Genomic DNA, 20,204 nt, shown 5'->3' on the forward strand with positions numbered 1-20,204 from the left:
TGGCCGCCCTTATGTGGATTGCAAACGTTGGTCTATCACCCGCAAAAGCTTGCCTGTGCGAGGATTGATGCTCAAATCGGCACTGCTTACCCACTCTATGGCAGGGGTATGTATCAAATCTGCCTTGAGCAATTCCAGAAACATCGGTCGCTGCTGGTACAAAATGTCAGTAATATGTCTGTATACTTGAGGAGACATGTCTTGAGGCAAAGCTGTTGCAAAACGCAAACAGCAGCGGTCTTTGTGTTCAAAGTGTTGTACCAAGATTTGAAAATTACTGATTTCAGGTAGGGTCGCATCGCGATTAATGTGGCTGACCAACTGTGCCACGTCATCGACATACAACGTCATCGGGCCTATGCGGGCACCGCTGTCACTGCGCCCCAACACCTGAAAACGCCGATAAGCAGTGCCAGGTGCATCCACCCACTGCCCCATATCTCCAACAGGATAGCGAATAATCGGCATGAGTTTTCGGTGTAAATTAGTGATGACCAATATCCCTGCCACCCCTACTTCATTGATGTTATTACCAGCTTCATCGACAATTTCCAAAATGGTGCTGTCATCAAAGCAGTGGTGTACGCCAATGCCCGCTTCACGTGACGCATCCCAACCCAACTCCCCATAATCCACGCCAGCAATGCCAACAGACTGTACCTGACACTGTGGGAAATAGGCTTTTAACAGGGCAATTTGGTCTGGAAACATCGGTTCACCCCCATACAAAAACCGCTGCAGATTCAATTGTTGGCGGGTTTCATCTGTCATTTGTCCCAACATGCTCATCAAAGTGGTGGGAACACCTGCCAAGGTGCTGATTTTAAATTGTTGCCAGATGTGCATTATCTCCTCTATGTCTCCCCCCGCGATTGGGTAACACATGCCCACACCTGCTTGTTCTATGCTTTTACCTATGAATAAAAACGATGCATACAAGCGCCCAGCGTAGAATAAATTACCGATGCGTTCACCGACCTGTAAACCTGCTCGGCGCATACCTTGTCCAAATGCCATGGTAAATTCATGCCATTCTTGATTGGTAAAAACCGAATATTTGGGGTTACCAGTACTGCCGCCGCTTTTGAAGGTGATGCCATCAGCCAGTGCTTGTGTCATCACTTGATTTTGTTCAATGCCATTAGCTTGCCAAAATGCTGCCGCAGGCAAAAGTGGATGGTCTTGTAAACACCGATTGCCATCAGCAATATCCGCATACAACTGCCGATAAAAAGGTGAATGCTCACGCACATAGCTGAGTAAATGGTGCAATTTGGTGGTTTGAGTGGAGGTGTACATGTGCTTCACCTCATTGTTCAATGACAGCAGTTTGGCGGTGATCAAACACATGTTTGATTTTGCCACTGGCTTTGATTTTGACAAAATCGGCTTCCACTTGTATGCGTATCTGAACTTTGACAGGCAAACCCAATTTCTGCACCATCGATAACTCAGGATACTGATTCAGTAACAAGGCGGCAGCCGCATCCTCAGTCATGCCCAAACTGTCATCCATCCACACTTCAATCACATTAAATTGCCCATCCGCATGCAAATGGATTTGTAGGCGACCAGAATAATTAGCTTGGTCACTGAAAATCTGTACAAATTGTGCATAATTCAATTGTGGGGTGCCCGCTTTAAACACATCCCCCATGCGCCCCACCAATTCAAATAAAGGGTCACTGCGGCCACAAGCACAAGCTGTGTCAATCCAACGCCCAGTATCACCGATTTCATAACGTTCTAAGTTTGGTGAAGTACGTGCTTGAGAGGTCAAAATCAAACGACCAATTTCACCCTGTTCGACGGGCACATCTTGTTCCAAATCCACAATCTCTAAACGTTGTAGCGCGGAAAACAGGTGATGAACACCCCCCTCACAGTACTCGCACTGATAGCCTATTGGTCCCGCGTCATTTGAGCCATAAGTCACTGAGCGTAATATGTCCACACCACATTGTTGAATATAGTGCCGTTGACTGCGACTCAACCCTTCCCCTCCAAAATACACTTTCTTCAGACCGCCATAGTCTTTGATGCGCTGTCCCTGAGCATTGAATAATCCCAATAAATGGGGGGTCATTCCAATTAATACTGTTGCCTGTTGTTGGATGATTTCATCGACCAACAATTGATAATCGTCCACCATTGCCATTGGTAATTGTCTGATTTGCAAGGTTTCCAGTATGGTCCAGAAACTGATAAAACTACCATACATATAACCTGCGGCAAACGCATTCATAACCACATCTGTTTTAGGGTTCAAACCTGCTGCCAACAAACCATGAGCAGTTTCTTTCATTTGTTTAGCATAGTCTTTCCATAAGAAATGCGAATATGCGGTTTGACCACTGGAGCCACCACTTCTGACCACCAAACCATATGTATGTTGTTGACTGTGCATCAACTGGAGAAAATCGGCTTTGGTCATGATTTTGGACTTAGAAAGCATTTTATCAGCAGCACCGTTTTCTAATTGAGCAAAGCTGCCTAACTGAGCAAATTCTTCACTGGCATCCAAGGTAATGCGGCGCATAAATTGTTGTAGTGCATATAGTCCATCATGAGGCGAACCATTGTAGCTATTGAGCATTTCACCAGGACGGGTAATACGACTGACACCAGCTGCAAATAACTTCCGAACTAACACCTTGGTTTCATTAAAATTGGCGGCCAAGCCACACGTTTGCAACCATGCTCGCATCGGTCTTAATACCGATGTAACCTGCTCTGCTTGTATCGGTTTGATCCATAAAGTGCGATACAGCGGTGATGGTTTCAAACCCGGCCTATAATCAACGATTAACCTCCAAGCTCGATGAGGTTCTTGTATGACATGGCACAAACCTAAAGCCTGCTCAGCTGTAGCCACATTTATCACTGTCGCTATTTCTGCCCAAGCTGCATCGTCGGGATCTTCTGCAGGTATGGTGGGCGCAATCCGCGTCAAAGCAGTGTTTAACGCCTGCGCTACTTGCAGTACCTCTTGTTCATTACCTTCGACAAATAAGGTTTGAGGACTTGAACACGCCTGTTGATCTAAAACACACATGTCTTTGGCAAAACCCTCAATAGCCTCTTGATTTTGTAACATGCTGTGACTGAGATAAGCAAAAGACACTTTGTGGCCCCATGCAACTATACGCACACTGTCTGGTGCCATTTTTCTGATTGCGGAAATAGCAGCTTCTCCCCCCCATGCAGAAATCACATCGGCTTGGTCAAACAAAGACTGCAATAAATCGTTTTGTTTGGAAGATAAGCGCAACACGGCAATATAATCGTGTAAACGGTCGCTGCGGTCATGAGAAACCAATTCCTGTGCAAACAAGGCCGCAAACTGGCTATCTCTGGCACTTACCTTAACCATGTTGATGTTGTTACTCAACAAGCCTTCTAACAAACCCATCGCTGCCACTGCAAATACATTGGCAGGCATCACATGCACCAAACACCCCAATGGTGCCCATGTTTCAAATTGACGCTCGGGATAACGCCGTTCCAACACATGTGGTTGTGTCGTTCCCAACTCACTTAAAAGTTTGTCTTGTAGTGTTTCTTTTTGCAGCATGGCAATCAATTGCACCAGAATTGCTTGCGCTTCTGCAGTTGCCATTTGTGTGCATAAATACCCATGTAATACGGTAAAACTCTTTTGTTGTTGGAACAAATCATCTGCCAAAGCCTGACAGGTTTGCAACAAATCTTGAAATGGGAAGGCAAGGCTTAAAATTTGGTTAAAACGTGGTGCTAAGCTACGCTGTAATAATTCCTTGGACAATTGAGCATCGTCAATCCATTGGCCAAACCAATAATGTGGATGGGTATATTGTTCCATTTATGAGCTCCTCGATTCCTGAATACTTATGTAGATTTTGTTATATTTAGCGTGGTAAAACTTCAGCGGCAGCTGCAGCACAGCTTTTGTTACTGGAAGTGCCCGCACGGCCCAAAATCTCAAACCACGCAGTAGGATTCCCGCACCCACAGCTGTTTTCAGGATGCAAGCGTGCCAAATCCCCCATCACCACGCTATGTACAGGCGCAGAGGTAATGTAAGGCGATAAAAATGATAAAAAGCCTGTGTTTCCCATACTTATAGGTCGCATGTTTTGCACATCACGTATGACAACTTTCGACCAAACGGGCACATGCAAATGTTGTTCACTACAGCCCACATAGGGGATGGAGTGTTCGACAGACCCAAAAGTCTCAATCACATGGCTGGCAGATATGCCCAACCAATATTCAATATTGGCCAGCAACTGTTCTTTTGAAATGGCACGATCAGCATGGCCTTTCCAGCCACCACCAAACACCACCCAACTGTTAGCAGGTAACTTCAAAGGAGACATTTCCAACTGTGCCATGCGTTCCAAGGCAAAATGCAAAAAAGCAGGGAAACCTATGATGCGCGTAGGCTCTTTACAGGCCGCATAGTCTTGCAATGCTTGTAAGGTGCCGAAAGCATCGTACTCATGTTTGCCTTCTGCCAGCAGACGCAAAGTCCAAAATTGCTGAGCCACTGGCGCAAAACCCATCAAATATTGATTGGTATTAGAAGTTCCTACCTTAAATCCAGAATACGGTTCAAAAGCGTTTACCACATAATTGGCGGGTTCTAAACTGAAAAAACCACGTGCGCTCAAGGCATCGTGTGCCATGCGTCGAGCATGAGAAATAGTGAACTCATCAAAAAACACCTGAGATTTTTGTCCTGTTGTACCTGATGAAGTCAAATGCAATACCACCTCTTCATCAGCAATGGATTTAATCTCATGAGCCTTCAAGAAATTGGCATGCACACAAGGCAAATTTTCCAAATCTGACAGAGACTGTATTGCCTCCACATCAATTTGGTGCATTTGCAAATAAGCCGCATACCAAGCGCAGTGTTGCTGATGCCAGCGGGTGAGATCGCGCATGGCCTCAATAAAAACCCTGTCTTCTAATGCTTGGTATGGAGTATTGATGGCACAAAATTCGGCCACGCTTGGGGGTATCATTTGTTTAGAATCCAACATACTCTCCTCTGAAAAAATCTAACATTGCATAGCAACACCAAGCTGCGAAGCATCAACCCAAATCATCTATACCGTCTATACCTTCGCATACAGTAAATAAAGCTCTTATGCCACTTTTCTCCTTACAAGCTAAATTGTCTGATGCAAAAATATACTTATGAAAATGTTTAGATTGAATGGTAGATTCAGTAAGCCTCAATCTGACATTGAGGCTTACATCTCTTAAATTATTAAAATTGATAGGCTAAACGGATGCGGCCTGTATGGCTTTGATAGCGCTGCCCCCATTGCCCGCTATATTCCAATTTCACACCCAATCCATTTCTGCGCATAACATCCAGACCCAATTTGGCATCAGCCGTGACTTGAGGCATGTCGGTGTTCACGTGTATCCAATCATCGGAATGAGCACCTTGGATGCGCATTTGTGTATGCCAATTGTCATCAGACATCCAATTCATCCCCACGCTGGCATAAGGCATCCAGGTATAGACACCATTTCTGAATGATTGAGCCAGTTCAACTTGTGGACTCAACATCAGGGTCAAGCGACTTTCCTTCCCAACTTCTAAATTATAACTACCCGCACCATACTCCTTGTAAGCCGGATTTTTTTGGTACATTAAAATCGCATCCACGCTAGGGCGCAGATATCCATGCTCCCAAGAATGGGTATATGCCCCCCTAAAGCTTAAAGCGTGTAACCAACTGTTCCATTCACTCTTAGCCAATACCGTAGTCACTGGCAATTGTACCCAGCGATTGGTTTCATAAGCACCGCGATTAAAGCTGTAGGCAGCTGCCCATTGCCATGGTTCTTGTATGTGTTTCAAAAAGATGCCACCTGACACACTGCTACCATCGGTTTCAACAGCAACTTCCTGACTGTTAGCAACGATGTCCTCATAACCCAAGGAGCCTCCTAACCACCATTGCGGTTTAAACTCATACTCGCCGCCAAATTGCACGCTGCTGGATTTCAATTTATAGCCAAAGTCTTCAAATGTGCTGTTAAATCTGGTACGGTTGTAGCGGCTGTCCATCCATACACAAGCATCTTCACTCATGACATTGCTGCCATCCATAGCTTGGCAAGTGAACATTTTGTTGATGAATTGTCTGTTGTGCATGGGCATCATCGCCGCAGGTGAACTTTGTACATCGGAAGCCAAATTGCTTAATAGTCGTGAATACTCTGTGGCACTGGTTAAATTATCCATTTGACCATATAAATCGCCCAACTCATCTGCATTTGTTGCACCATTGCTGTCACTGGCAGTTTGCAAGGCAACACTGCGAAGCAAAGTCGAAGCTGCTGCTTCTTTTTTCAGAGCAACTTGTTCATCACGGTTCCAATCATTTTGTAAATAATTGGCCACATTGCGCTGGTCTTGATTCAAACCTTGCTTATACCAAGTACTGTTCGTAAAATTAGCTTTGGGTGTAACAATTAAATTTTGGGTATATTCACGTTTGAAATCATATTTAAACAAATCATTTTCACCTGCAATTATCTGAAATTTGTAACTTTTATCTTTATTTTTGTCTGACTTGTTGAAACGAACCTGTTTGTTACCACTGGTACTAATGATGGTGGCACTGGCTCCTGGCTTGTATGAAATAGCATCGATGATGATTTTAGTTTCATGTAAATCTGCCCCCACATTCGTGTTAGTCAAGACCAATTGGTCATGACGGTTATTAGCAAAATCAGCATCTAAGAATAACTTACCAGACCCATTTTGTTGTAACTCCCCATTTAAATAAGTTGTGCCAATAGAACCTTTTCCTGCTATATACAGCTGTCCTTTGTTCTCAAGTTTGCCACCGTTTAAATTCCAGTTATTACCCATTTCAATGGTGGAATTGGCGTCTTTATTAGTAACAGACACTTTACCTGTTGCGGCTATATTGCCCGCTAACCATCCATGATTATTGGAAATCGACATGGCTTTATCGGAGTTACTTTGCTGCAACAAGACTCGCCCCATTTTCCCAACTTGTCCACCTTGTATCTCGATATTGACTTTGCCACTACCCATCAGCTTGATGGCCGTCGCACTGTCTGTCATATACGATTGAGTTAACTGCAGTTTGTGTTCATCTTGGGCATTCAACTCAATGGCAGTGTCAGCAGCGCTGACATTGGCATTTTTAAGGGTGACCGCAGCTTTTTTGGCAGACAAACTTAGGCCTATCTTCCCACCTTTGACAAGGCTGGAGTCGACTGACACTTGAGCCTCATCTACAGCTGCCAATTTAATTGCAGTATTGCCACCCAGTACTGAACTGGACTGAGCAATGTTGACCTGCTGTTTTTTCACCACCCCTTCTTGAACTATGCCAAATTGACCGGCCTGTATGTGACTGGCTTTAAGGTTGACTGCATTACTTGCATTGCCACCGAGCATGTCTATGCCGGTATCTTCGGCCTGTAAATCTGTATTTTGCAAATTGATTTTAATATGGCCCATATTGTTGCCATTGACACTGTCGCTGGCTGCCAGTTGTGCAAAAATACCGATGCCATTCTTACCCAAAGCGGCAACTTTGCTGTTGTTACCGATATTGATATCAATATTGCCAGCTTGGCTTTTTTTCTTGCTTCCCAACACATTGCCTATACCTTGCTGAGCGATGCCGCCACCATTGGCTATCGATTGCGCCACAATGGCATGTGCATTTTGACCTTTAACCACAATACTGCCCACATGGTTAATTTGCACATTGCCACCATTGCCTTCTGTTTGTACATTCAAGCCATTCGTTGTAGCAATGTTTTTGGTCACTTTTTGCAACACCAGCACCGAAGTGTCAGCAGCGATACCACCACCACCACCAATACTTTGCGCCAAAATGCCATAACTGCCGTCGCCACTGGTAATGATGTCACCCTGATTATCGATTTTCACTTGTCCAGCATTGCCTCTACTGCCATTGATGCCACCCAAATGGGTGCTCACTTGGTTCGCAGCTGCATCGGTCACCACATAACCGCCCCCACCACCGATGCTTTGCACCAGCAAACCATGACTGTTTTTACCCTGCGTCACAATGCTGCCAGACATGTGGGCATCAACCTGCCCACCATTGCCGACTACCTGATTTCCTCCCAATTGCACCTTGGCTTTAATTCCTGCCAAAGTCTGGGTTTGGCCACTCAGAAAATCCACATAGCCACCACCACCACCGATGCTTTGTGCCAACACACCCACAGCATTGTTGCCTGTGGTGGTAATGTGAGAATTGGCAGTACTACCCAGCGTCACCTCCGTGCCATGACCAGACTCGGTGCCCACACCACCCACGATGACTGAGCCCAACTGATTGCGTGCATCGGTTTGTTTGACCAATAAACTTCCACCGCCGCCGCCCAAGCTTTGCAGCAACACTCCTACTGAACCTGCCCCAGCAGTTGTGATATAAGCGATGCCATTATTGGAATGGGTGAAATAGACTTTGCCAGCACTGCCTTTGCCATTTTGACTGCCAACATGGTAGGCATTGGCATCCGATGTGAAGTTTTGTGCTTGTTGCACATACAGGTGCCCACCGCCACCACCTATTGATTGTCCCAGCACACCTAAACTCTGACTGTCCTCGGTATTGATGTTGCCTGTGGCACTTAAATTGACCTCACCACCTTTGCCTTCTTTGCCTTTTCTTGCGCCCAAAGACACCTCAATTTTGCCTTCAGTCACCTCCACTTTTGCAGCCATTTCTTCTGCAGTCAGCCCAGTTTGAGCCAAACTGGCCAAACCTCCACCTCCGCCTATGCTTTGACCCAAGATGGCGATGCCACTTTTCACTGCCAAATTACCACTGTTTATCACGCTGACTTTGCCACCATGACCGCTGCTGCCATTTTGTGCACCCACACTGAGTGACCATGCTTTTTGTTTGGCAGAGAGCACATCTTGATTGACCAAACCGCCTGTGCCACCGCCACCACCTATGCTCTGAGCAATGATAGCGCCACTGTGCAAACCTGTTGTAATGATATTGCCCTGATTGTTCACTGTTACAACACCGCCAGTTTTACCATTGCCCGCATTGCCACCTAAAGCCAAATTCCAACTTGAATCCACTTCAGCTTGGTTATCATTAATGGCCGCACCACCGCTACCACCGCCACCACTGATGCTTTGAGCCACTATGGCTGCCATCAAATCTGCACTTGCTTCAATGCGGCCTGTATTGGTAACACTGACCTGTCCAGCATCACCCCCATTACCACCTGTACCACCCATGATTAAGCTGATGCTGCGTGTTTGAATGGGTGATTTATCCGCTTCTTTTTGATCGGATTTGTTGCTCTTTTCCTTGTCATCATCTTCCTTCGCAGCATTAATCACACTGTCAGCTCCTGCGGCATAGCCGCCACCACCGCCTATGCTTTGTGCCAAAATGGCACTACCACCAGCAAAAATATTGCCATTGTTGGTTAACTCAACCACGCCACCTTTACCACCTTCACCACCGTTACCACCCAAACTCAATTGCAGTGTTTTTGCCTTCACATTGCCATCTGTCTGTGCCAAACCCGCATAACCACCGCCACCGCCTATGCTTTGCAAGACAATGGCTGTGGTTTGCTTCTGTGTGGTTTGTATACTGCCAGTATTATTCAGACTGACCTTACCACCGTTGCTTCCTTTTCCGCCGCTACCACCGATGGCCACACTCAAATTCACTTCCGCTTTGGTGTTGTTTTCTGTTTGTGCAGCACCACCCACCCCCCCGCCACCACCTATGCTTTGCGCCAAGATGGCAGTGCTGACATCAGCGGCACTGTCAATATTTCCAGCATTATTAATCGTAATGGCACCACCATGGCCACCCGCTCCTCCACGTCCACCCAAAGCCAATTTGATACTTTTTTTACCTTCATTGGTATCGCCATCGACCAAATTTTTCTCTTGGTCTTTCTTCGTGCTCGAAGCTTTATTGCTGGTCAAATTCGCTTCACCACCACCACCACCTATGCTTTGTACCAGCAGTGCATGTCCCCCACCTGTAGCCACTTCAATACTGCCCGTTTTTTGGTTAGTCAGAGCAACATTGCCCGCATCACCACCACTGCCCCCATTGCCACCCAATACCAAACTGTATTGCTCTTCAGCAGTATTGCCTTGTGCACTGCTGCTGCCAGCTCTTCCACCGCCGCCGCCTATGCTTTGCAATGTAATGGCATCGGCACCGATACCAGCCACGCTGATGTAGCCACTGTTATTTAAACTGACATTGCCACCTTTATTGCCTTTACCACCAGAAGCACCAACCACCAAATCATAATGTTTGGATTTGGCAGCTGAATTTATGACTTGTGTATCCGCACCATCGCCACCACCACCACCGATGCTCTGAGCCAATATCCCGGCACTTAAATTACCCATGGTAGCGATGCGGCCTGTATTTACCATCACAATTTGGCCACCATTGCCACCATTGCCACCGCTGCCTCCTATGTTGACATTGGTAACAAATTTGGTGTCTTTGCTTTTACTGTCGTCTTTTTTCTCATCCTTTTTCTCAGTGCTTTCCTCTTCTTTGTCCACCAAGCCATCAATGATTTTTTGTACCTCAGACTTGCCTTCATTGGTTTTCTTTTTGACTTTTTCTGTCAAATCCACCAAATCTTTGTTCATTTTTTTGATGGCATCTTCAGACTCACTGCCGGCGCCGCCTGCAACACCGCCACGCCCACCACCTCCACCTATGCTTTGCGTCAACACCCCGACTGAACCAACTCCCGATGTATTGATGCTGCCGGCATTGTTAACCGTCACCGTGCCACCCACACCACCATCACCGCCATTACCGCCTATTTTCAATTCCACAGCACGGTCTACCGCTACCGCATCTGAATGTGACAAGCCGCCATTACCGCCGCCACCGCCTATGCTTTGCGCAACCACAGCCGCAGCCATGTTGCCCGCCGTTTCAATCTGCCCAGTAGCAGCATTGTTTAAGGTGACTGCACCGCCATCGCTGCCTTTTCCTCCTTTTCCACCCACTGTTGCCGCCAGTTTAAACACCTCACGGTTTACTTTATCACCGCTGGTCGCACCATCATAACGGTAGCTGTTGGCAGAACCGGCACCGCCATTGCCACCGCCGCCGCCTATGCTCTGTATCATCACTGCCGTCGCAAGCTGGCCAAAAGTGCGGATACTGCCTTGGTTGTTTAGCACCACATTGCCACCTTTGTTACCACTGCCGCCATCACCGCCCACTGCAATGTGCATTTCAATATTTTTACCTCGAGGTATGGCCAACATTTTGGTGCTGGTGCTGCCACCATTACCGCCACCACCGCCTATGCTCTGCAACAACACCGCCACCGAGCTTTGACCTTGGGTGAGTAAGTCACCTGTATTGTTAAAAGTCACTTCACCACCCACATTGCCATTACCGCCTTTACCACCTATCGCAGTTTGTAAGCTCAAAGACTGTCCATCTGTGCTTACAGGAAAACCTGTTACCGCCATATTGCTAGAAAACCCGCCTTGGCCACCACCACCGCCTATGCTCTGCGCCACAATGCCAAAGCTGTCATCGCCTTTGGTCAACACAGTACCTTGATTCCTGATGTTTACCGCTCCCCCCTTGCCTCCAACTCCCGCCTGACCTCCTATGGTTACGGGGGCCAAACTGGCACCTTGCACCGAATAAGCATCACCACCATTGCCACCACCACCACCGATGCTTTGTAGCAACACTGCCGCCGAAGCATCTCCCGTAGTCAGCACCGACGATTGTGCATCTAATGTCACATTAATTTGGCCACCACTACCGCCTTTGCCGCCGCTACCGCCTATCGACAAAGCCAGTGGTTGATACGCGCCTACCGCGAAACTGGCACCACCCATGCCACCACCACCACCGATGCTTTGTGCAATGATGCTGGGAGAGGAATAACCAGAGGTGGCTATCGTCCCAGATTGATTTAATGTGATTTCATTGGCATTGCCACCGTTGCCACCCTTACCACCAATCGTCACCATAGGGATACCAGAGGCTGCGCCCGAAGCCTTACCACCATAACCGCCACCGCCACCTATGCTCTGCAAAACCAAAGCCGACGAGGCAACTTGACCTGAGGTCACAATGGTGCCACTGTTATCTACTTTAACTTGTCCAGCATTGCCACTGCTGCCAGCGCCACCACCCAAGGACACAAAACCAAATGCCCCACCACCATTGCCGCCGCCGCCGCCTATGCTTTGCGCCATAATCCCGACCGCATTGCCTTGAGCGCTTACCAAACCAGTATTGTTGATTTCAACTGAAGCGGCATTGGAATCATTACCGTCCAATTGGCCTCCACTGCCCAATTCGTAATTGTTGTTAGTATTCAATCGGCCATGGCTACCACCGATGCTTTGGGCCAATATAACGTGTGATTCATCGCCGCTGGTATTTAAGCGGCCTGTATTGGTGATGCTGACCTTCCCTCCATTACCTGACTCACCACCACGCCCACCCAAAGACACAATCACACCAGTAGAGCTGCCGCCATCACCAGCTGCCCCGCCCGCACTGAGAGCATAGATTGCGCTGGATTGCTTCCCCTTAGTGGTGATGCTGCCTTGATTATTCACAGTGATGTCTTGTCCAGCCCCTCCTTTTCCACCCTTCCCAGCCATAAAAAAACCATTGGGTCCACGGCTGCCACTGCCGCCTAACGACTCCAAATGCACACCATCGCTTTGCTGGCCTGAAGTCGATATGGCTGAACTCTCAGACACACTCACGGTAATTCGTCCCGCAGCTCCGCCATTGCCTGGCGTTTTACTTCCAGTCACAGGAGATCCGCCATACCCACCTACACTCTGCATCAACACCGCACTGCTGTTGTCGCCAGAAGTCAAAATTTGGGTGTGTTCCAAATTCAGTGCCAAATTCCCACCGTGCCCAGCATTGCCTGGCTCTTTTGTGTTGCTAATACTGCTACCCGAATTCACGCTACCGCCATTCCCCCCCACCGATTGCATCACAATAGCCGTTGCTTCATTTCCTGAAGTCTTAATCAAACTGGTCGCCGCTTTATTGCTGCCTATGAGTACGGTTTGTTGACCACCATTACCTCCTTTACCCCCTTTACCACCATAACCTACGTTGACACCATTACCGACCTCCCCGCCATTTCCTGCACGGCTTTGTAGATTCAATGCATTGCTGCCATCGGCTGATGTGTTTAATTCCGTGTGTCCGTTTAAATTCACGACCACCTCACCCGCATTAGCACCATCGGTTGAAGGACTCATCGTTGTCCAAAACGCATTGCCATTATCAAAAAGCCCCCTCGCCCCATTACCGCCACTGCTGTTCACCCCAATGGCATGTTTACCAACCCCGGTGGTGGCGATTTGCACCTCTTGTCCCTGTGCTTGAACTGCCACCGCCCCACCAACGCCTGCCGTAGCAGGGTGCTCCTTATTACTGTTATTGCCTGCATTTCCACCATGGCTGTCCAAACTCAGCCCCTGACCTCGGGTTTGGATGAGCAGAGCACCGTTAGACAATTGCAACTGAATCGCTCCACCATTTCCCCCTTTACCCCCTCTGAGTTCGCCATTGCGCACACCATTACCTTCATGATGACTGCCATTACCTCCGCTGCTGTTCACCACCAATCCAGAATCAGTCGCACGGAACAATGTATTGATGGTCGTGTCTGCCACCACTTGAACCGATGCATCTTGACCGTTTCCTCCATTGACTTTGCTGATACTGTAAGCAGTTGTATTGGGGGCAGGAGCATCACTGCCCTTCGCCACAACACTGACTTGTTGTGTGTACGAACCAGCCAAATTCTCAGCCGCTTGTGTTTCTGATGAGTACAATGCCGTACCAAATGCCAAAGACAGCAACACCACCACAGGTTTGGGTCGAAAAATAACGTTCACAGACGTGTTTAAGTTGGGTTCCGCATCAATATGGTTCATAATTTTCTCTTTTCATTTACACAATATTTGCTGAGCAATGCACGCTTGTGTGTGCACTGTGGTCGCGTGATTCCATCAATCAGCTGCTGCTTGTTAGCATTTCAACTCAGTAAAGTGACATACCCGCACCATGAAGCCTGTTACTGCTTATTTAAAATGCCACACTGCCGACACGGCGCCTGCTAAATCCCGACCACCACTGCCATACCAATCTTGAGAAAGTCTGGCGCCGAGTTCAAATTGTGAATTGACTTGGTATTGAACAGCGGCCTGTAAATTGAGTGCATTGCGATTGCCGATGCGATTGCTGCTGGCAAATGACACCGTTGGGGCAGCCTCAAAACGGGCCACTTGGGTGACATCGCCATCCAGCAACTCATGTTTCCAATTGAGTGCAGCTTGGGCTTGTAGACGATGATGCTCGGAGTAGGTTTGCTCCCAATTGGCCGCAACACCTAATCCGGCCTGCAGTGAATTGGCATGGACTGCATCGACTTGTAGCCTCGTGTCTTGCTGACCATTTTCAGTTTCGGCGGAGCGCTGCAGATGGGCGTAATCCAGCATAAGCATTGGACCTATTCCCATGTGTTCATTTAGCGCAAACTGATAACCACCGCGTGCCGCAGCAACACCATTCCAACCAGAGCGTTTCCCAGTGTGTTGCGTGCCATAATCTGCAAAATGCACATTGCGTTTTAATTCATCTTGGTGATAACTGAGTCGCAACAAGCCATTTACCCACATGCCTTGATTTTCAAGCGGTGCATAACGAGCGTGTACGCCCAAGCCATAAGATTGCGCCTTACCGGCCACATTGAATGATTTGCCATCTAGGTCCGACTTACTTAAAGCCGCATGCACACCCATGTTCCAAGCACGGTCTTGAACATCGGTTTCTGCGCCCAATAACATCCCAGAGCCTGAGCTGTCATAGGCCAATTGATTGTCTCGCTGGTTGAAGCTGGTATCGAAAGCGAGCGGCAAGACAAAAATCCGCTGCTCGTCCCAGTCTGGTGACATTTGCAAAGAGCGCATTGATGTGCCCAACAATGCTTCGGAATAGCGTTGTTCTTGTTTTAAGCCATGACTAAGCAACATGCTGTAACTTTGCGGTGACAATTGTGGCAAAGCGGTTTGAATGTCGGCACCATTAGCGGCTGAGAAATCCAAAGTGCTCAGCAACTTTTTCATGGGTGCGGAAGGAGAGGAAGCGATATTGCTCAAAGCCATCCCCACATTGCGACTGTTATTGTCTATGGCATAGCGGCTGTAGGCATCATCTGCCCGTTTGATGCTGAATTGCCATTGCTGTGCCCCCGTAGCAGCCGCCTGTAACTGCAAACTGGGTGAAAACACAGTGTTATTGAGTAATAATTGGCCGGTATTGGCATGGGTAAACTGCAACATGTCAGTGCTGTTCACCCGCCACTCTGCTCCATACCAACCTGCTAATGGTTGCAATGACAATTGTCCAGATGCATTCACTGCACCGGTGACACTCAAGACATCGTGTTGACCTTGATCGTCCACTTCCATCAACAATGTTCCTGTTGGGCTCTGGCTAAAATCACCATCAATGCTGATTTTACCTATGGAATTTCCGGGGGCAAGCGTCCCATTATTGCTAAATTTCCCGTGCTGGCTTGGCGTCAACACATAAGTACCATTCCCACCGAGCACACTGTCTTGGGCCACAGTCAGCGCAATCACCTGTTGCTGACCATTCAAAGAAGTGATTCCGCCTTCGGTTGCCAAAATCAGATTATTGGTACCCTTAATATTGCCATTGTAAACAAATTGAAATTGCTTATTTCCCGTGCTCAGGGCTTGGCCATTGGCATCGCTGTCCAAACCGAAATGCACAGTGGTGGTACGGGTGTTATTTTGCTCATCTTTTTGATTGTATTCAGAAACTATGTCACCTTGGATGCTGGCACCAGCCAAAACATTGATGTGGTCTACCAAGGCATTGGGGGAGATGTAAATCGCTGCAGCTTTACCAGCCAACCTTCCACTGATGTCCACTTGCTTCAGTAAAGAACCTTGTAATTCAGGTAAAAGTTTTGATGCATTAACAGTATTGCCTTGTTCATCAACACGAGTTCGTATCCAAGAACCACGATATTCTTTAGCATCACCCAAAGCATTGTGGCCAAAATCCACACTCAAAGCGATGCCTTGCTCCCCCAAAGCCTCAACCTCACCCTGTTGTATCAGTTGGTGGTTTTTACCATATGCAAACATCACCCCTCGGCCATTCAGGCCATTGGCATGAATCTTGGTATTCGGAGCAATGGTGAGGATATTATTTTCCCCATCCACCCTAATACCTGCAGCACCAGCGCCCACTGTCAATAGATCTGCTTGCTGGATAATCCGATTATTGCTGCCATAAACATGCAAACCCAAACCCAAAATACTGCTATTGTATTGCCCTTGCTCATACGCAGTGCCTGCAGCATTACGTTTGAAAAATCCATGTTCATTATTAATGCTTAGCCCATTGCCATAAATGGAATAGCCATAAAAATTGCGTCTGTCTATGTCATAACCCAAGTCTTGTAACAGTGCTAACTCCGCTTCCATCAATGTGGTGTAATTTCGATATCTTTGATGGCTCATCAAGCTGTTTTTCAATTCCGAATGGCTCATCAAATTATCATCAACAAACCCTGTTTCTGGTGGAGCATCAAAAACACCTATTTTCACAGGTACGCCTGGCATTGCTCCTTGCAAAACCTCACTGACATACTGCCCTTTAAAATAACCTTGGTCTTTACGCAAATCAAAACCATCGACGACATCTTCCGCATCATAAATACAGCCATTGCAAATGATGATTTGCCCCTCTTTTGCTTGTTTATCATTGTCGTCGTACAAATGCGAAGTGTATTGATTCATGGCCCATATGGGCTCATCGTTGTCATCAAGAGCTTGCAGCTGACCAAGATAAATTTGATAATTTGGATAGCCAGTATCCATATTCATGGTTTTTTTATTGATGTGGGCAGTGGTACTAATGCCCAAGGTGTGAGCTGTCTCATGTAAAGCAACCGCATAGGTATCCCATTTTCCTGTGCGTGGCAGCAATGAAGGTACATATTCCTCGGTATCCCAATCCGCCTCCCCCATGAAAAAATAACCATCTGCACCTGCATGCTTGTGTGACAAGCTATCAGGGTTTCCCTGCAATGCTGCTAAAACACTGGGCTCATACAGCCACTTCGAGGATGCTGAATCGATTGGGTAAGAATATGCCATAGCATTACCCTTAATTTTGTGAGTACCGATATTCAATACTGCGGCTTGCCCATTTGTCGCAGGCTGAATAATGTCTGCCCAATATTGTACCGCTTGTAACAGCTTCTCTTTTTCCAGTACCGTCAAACTGCGCGGGCTAGGTCCATCCTGACTATCGTCATCTTGGGTATCGCCATCTTCACCATATGGATAAAAATCACCATCCTCAGGCTGATAAAATTTGACTTTAAATACCTCTCGGCCATCAGAATTAGACAAGATATGTGTTTCTATTGCATGAGTAGTGTTAGGCAATGCAGATATTGCAATCAATAATGCTGCCAGTTGCTTCAGTTCCATTGAGACTCCCTTTATATAGTTTCCCTTGCACCAAAATTCCATAGCAAACAAACTCTTATTCTTAAAAACATTTATTATATTGAAATTAATACCACAAATAATACCAAATGCATATACACAGTTTTGAGTATATGCATTTGAAATTACTCTAAAATATTGAAAATTCCGTGTGGAGATTATGAGAGTAACAACAATAAATCCTCTGAGAGCTGCTCACTGATTGAGTATTATCAAAATAGAATAGGAGCCAAAAGAGTTGAGGCAGCCATGTGCACCATTACTACAACAAACTCAAACGTGTACATTAGAAACAACTTACTGAGGTTTGGCTTAGGCCATAGTTATAAAATCACCAAAGTGTTCAGTGATGGCTCCGTCACAAAAATGATTAATAAAGAGTGCTGATAAAGTGACATCTTGCCATTTTGATGTTAGGTAACAAAAAAAAGCGACCGATGTTTTGGTTGCTTTTTTACTGTCTAAGCATACATGGTTTCATGTGCTGTCCATAGACCATCTTGATACCATGCCATGCCCCACAGGAAGGCTTTGGAATTGTGATAAAGATACACGCAGCCTAAGTTTGGCCACTGCGCAGCCAGTGCTTGATACACTTTGATAGGCGGTGACCATATGGTTGTAAACTGTACTTGCAAAGATTGTTTGTCCTCCTTTATATTGGTGAGTACACCATTACTCTGGGTACTCCAATTTTGAGTACGCCAGCGTTTCAGCTCTTGTATAAATGCCTTATTGCGTTTGGCTTGTTGCAAAGAGGCTGGCGGTGGTAACAACAAACTGAAATCCAATACTGGTTTGGTGAAATCAGGCTCTAACAGTAATGCCTGTTTGGCTGCCATCACCGATTCAGACTTGCCTATCAATAATAAGGTGTTGTGACAATGGTGCCTCATGACGCCACTCCTGTATTCTTGGCCTGTAATTTCTGCTTCAGACTGCTAGTGGCCTGTACAGCAATGCCATCGGTTTCTTCAGTGGCAGGATAAAATTCTTCCACCACTTCTAAACCTTCGTCTTCGGTATCCTCAAACTCGCCATTGGCAAAGCCCAGTTTGGCTGCATGGTCTAAGGCCAGTTGGTCAAAACCCGTTTGTTGTCGATTGAGGTTGGTTTCTGTGGCTATCGTTATGGCTTGGGCAAGGCTGTGTTCAGGCCGTGTGGTGATATCGACATAAAAGATGGCCTGTCTAAACGATTGCGTGGTGGATTTGCCGCGTATCCTCAATGCCAGCGGCAAACTGGCCAATTGATTGTTGGATACAGCACTGAAGTAATGCAAGCGACTGAGCAAGGTGCGGATGCTGTTATAGCCAGTGGTGCGAAACACAAATGTGCCCAACTCGTCCTCATCGCCTATGACCACATTCAAGCGGCCATAGGCTTTGCAATAACCGGCTTGTCCATATTCACACGCCATCGGACTGGGACATGGCAAGGTGGCCATGCCTTGGGCAGTCATGCGCTTGCAGGTTTCGCCATTGCCCACACAGACAGGTCGGCCTGTTTTGTGGTCGAACATGGAATAATTGGCGCGGAAGTTCAGGTCTGGGTCATTGAACAACAGGCGTATCGGAATGATGCGAAGTTTGTTACCGGCATCACCTTGGCGCAATTCTTCATCCAATGGGTGTTTAATCCACTGGCCTTTGTTTTGCACTTGGGTGGTCAGGGTGAATTCATCGTCTTTTTCAGGCAGACGTTTGCCGTTTTTCTCGATGACTTTGCCGATGGAGATGCGCCCCAATACGGGTGGGGTGATGGCGAGTCCTTTGATCATAATAGGCTCCTTTATATAAAATAAATCCCACAGCAAACAGCCTCACTGTTAAGTGAGGCTGTCGGGGTTGATGTTCTGGGAAATGCTCAGGTAAGTTAGGCTATTCAAGCCATGTCCATGCGTTTGCGTGTAGGTTTACTTAATCAATCAGTTTCAAAATGGTGGCGCTGTTTGGGTGATTGAGCGCAAACTCACGCAAGGCATGAAAACAATGCACCACTTTGTCTGAGGTGTCGGCATCAACCAATAGGGAGAACGATAATTCTGACAAAACCATCAGATTGAGAATGGTGGATGCGGTTTCGGTGTCCACTTCGGCACGGCTGCCATTGGGGCTGTGGATGGTAATGTTATTGCTGGTGCCCCATTCCATGAGAAAGCCGCCGTTGGAGAGGTGGTAAAATTCCCAACCACCACCGTCATAGCCCTTAATCAGTTGGTGGGCAAAGACGTAAACATGGCTTTGAAACTGAACGTGGGCACGGCCCAAGTATTGAGGCAAGAAACCCATGCGTTGGTGCATGGGACATTCAAATTTATCGATGGGTGTGATGCCATCGTTGTGGGTAGAGACACTGATGTCGGTTTGCACTGGCTTATTTGGTTGGGTCATGGTTTTTCCTTATGGGTGACATACTTGCACAAACAGACAGCCACCTTATGGTGGCTGTCTGTGTCTGTGGCTAGGGATTGGGAAATGGTAAAGATGCAGATAGGTCGATAGCGTTAAATATTGAAGTAAAGTGTTTGGCCATGGAATACAGGCACTACAGCATGAAGTGCCTTGCAATCATATTGATCTTACAAAGCACCAGATATTGTGATTGT

At 47.0% G+C, this 20,204-nt stretch carries 8 protein-coding genes; all 8 read right to left on the bottom strand.

All coding sequences use genetic code 11. The features are described 5' to 3' along the window. Nucleotides 1-9: 9 nt before the first annotated feature. The 8 genes from BN3003_RS04975 to BN3003_RS05010 all read right to left on the bottom strand — a co-directional run bounded on the left by BN3003_RS04975 (nucleotide 10) and on the right by BN3003_RS05010 (nucleotide 19,989). Nucleotides 10-1,299, bottom strand: a complete 1,290-nt coding sequence (locus tag BN3003_RS04975) for a phenylacetate--CoA ligase family protein (protein ID WP_147645339.1) — start codon at nucleotides 1,297-1,299, stop codon at nucleotides 10-12. Between the two features lie 10 nt (nucleotides 1,300-1,309). Further along, the gene (locus BN3003_RS04980) at nucleotides 1,310-3,841 is read right to left on the bottom strand and encodes an acyl-CoA reductase (protein WP_058355559.1); all 2,532 of its coding nucleotides are present in this window, start codon (nucleotides 3,839-3,841) and stop codon (nucleotides 1,310-1,312) included. Nucleotides 3,842-3,887: 46 nt separating this feature from the next. Further along, nucleotides 3,888-5,027 carry a LuxE/PaaK family acyltransferase gene (locus BN3003_RS04985; RefSeq protein ID WP_058355560.1) on the bottom strand — a complete coding sequence of 380 codons (1,140 nt, stop codon included), beginning with the start codon at nucleotides 5,025-5,027 and terminating at the stop codon, nucleotides 3,888-3,890. A 230-nt stretch (nucleotides 5,028-5,257) separates the two neighbouring features. Next, nucleotides 5,258-13,978: an autotransporter outer membrane beta-barrel domain-containing protein gene (locus tag BN3003_RS04990; protein ID WP_058355561.1), complete on the bottom strand. Its 8,721-nt coding sequence runs from the start codon at nucleotides 13,976-13,978 to the stop codon at nucleotides 5,258-5,260. A 147-nt stretch (nucleotides 13,979-14,125) separates the two neighbouring features. Further along, a complete protein-coding gene (locus BN3003_RS04995) occupies nucleotides 14,126-17,497 on the bottom strand; it encodes an autotransporter outer membrane beta-barrel domain-containing protein (protein ID WP_159061398.1) in 3,372 nt (1,123 codons plus the stop codon). Nucleotides 17,498-18,057: 560 nt separating this feature from the next. Beyond that, nucleotides 18,058-18,492, bottom strand: coding sequence for a DUF1281 family ferredoxin-like fold protein (locus BN3003_RS05000; protein ID WP_058355563.1), 435 nt, complete (start codon nucleotides 18,490-18,492; stop codon nucleotides 18,058-18,060). Next, entirely contained in the window at nucleotides 18,489-19,376 is an 888-nt protein-coding gene (locus BN3003_RS05005; RefSeq protein ID WP_058355564.1) for a recombination directionality factor, read from the bottom strand. The genes BN3003_RS05000 and BN3003_RS05005 overlap by 4 nt, the downstream gene beginning before the upstream one ends. Nucleotides 19,377-19,515: 139 nt before the next feature. Further along, nucleotides 19,516-19,989 (bottom strand): antirestriction protein, encoded by a 474-nt coding sequence (locus BN3003_RS05010; protein ID WP_058355565.1) that lies wholly within the window; start codon nucleotides 19,987-19,989, stop codon nucleotides 19,516-19,518. Nucleotides 19,990-20,204 lie beyond the last annotated feature (215 nt).

The organism is Vitreoscilla massiliensis (genome assembly GCF_001457815.1).
Taxonomy (GTDB): domain Bacteria; phylum Pseudomonadota; class Gammaproteobacteria; order Burkholderiales; family Neisseriaceae; genus Vitreoscilla; species Vitreoscilla massiliensis.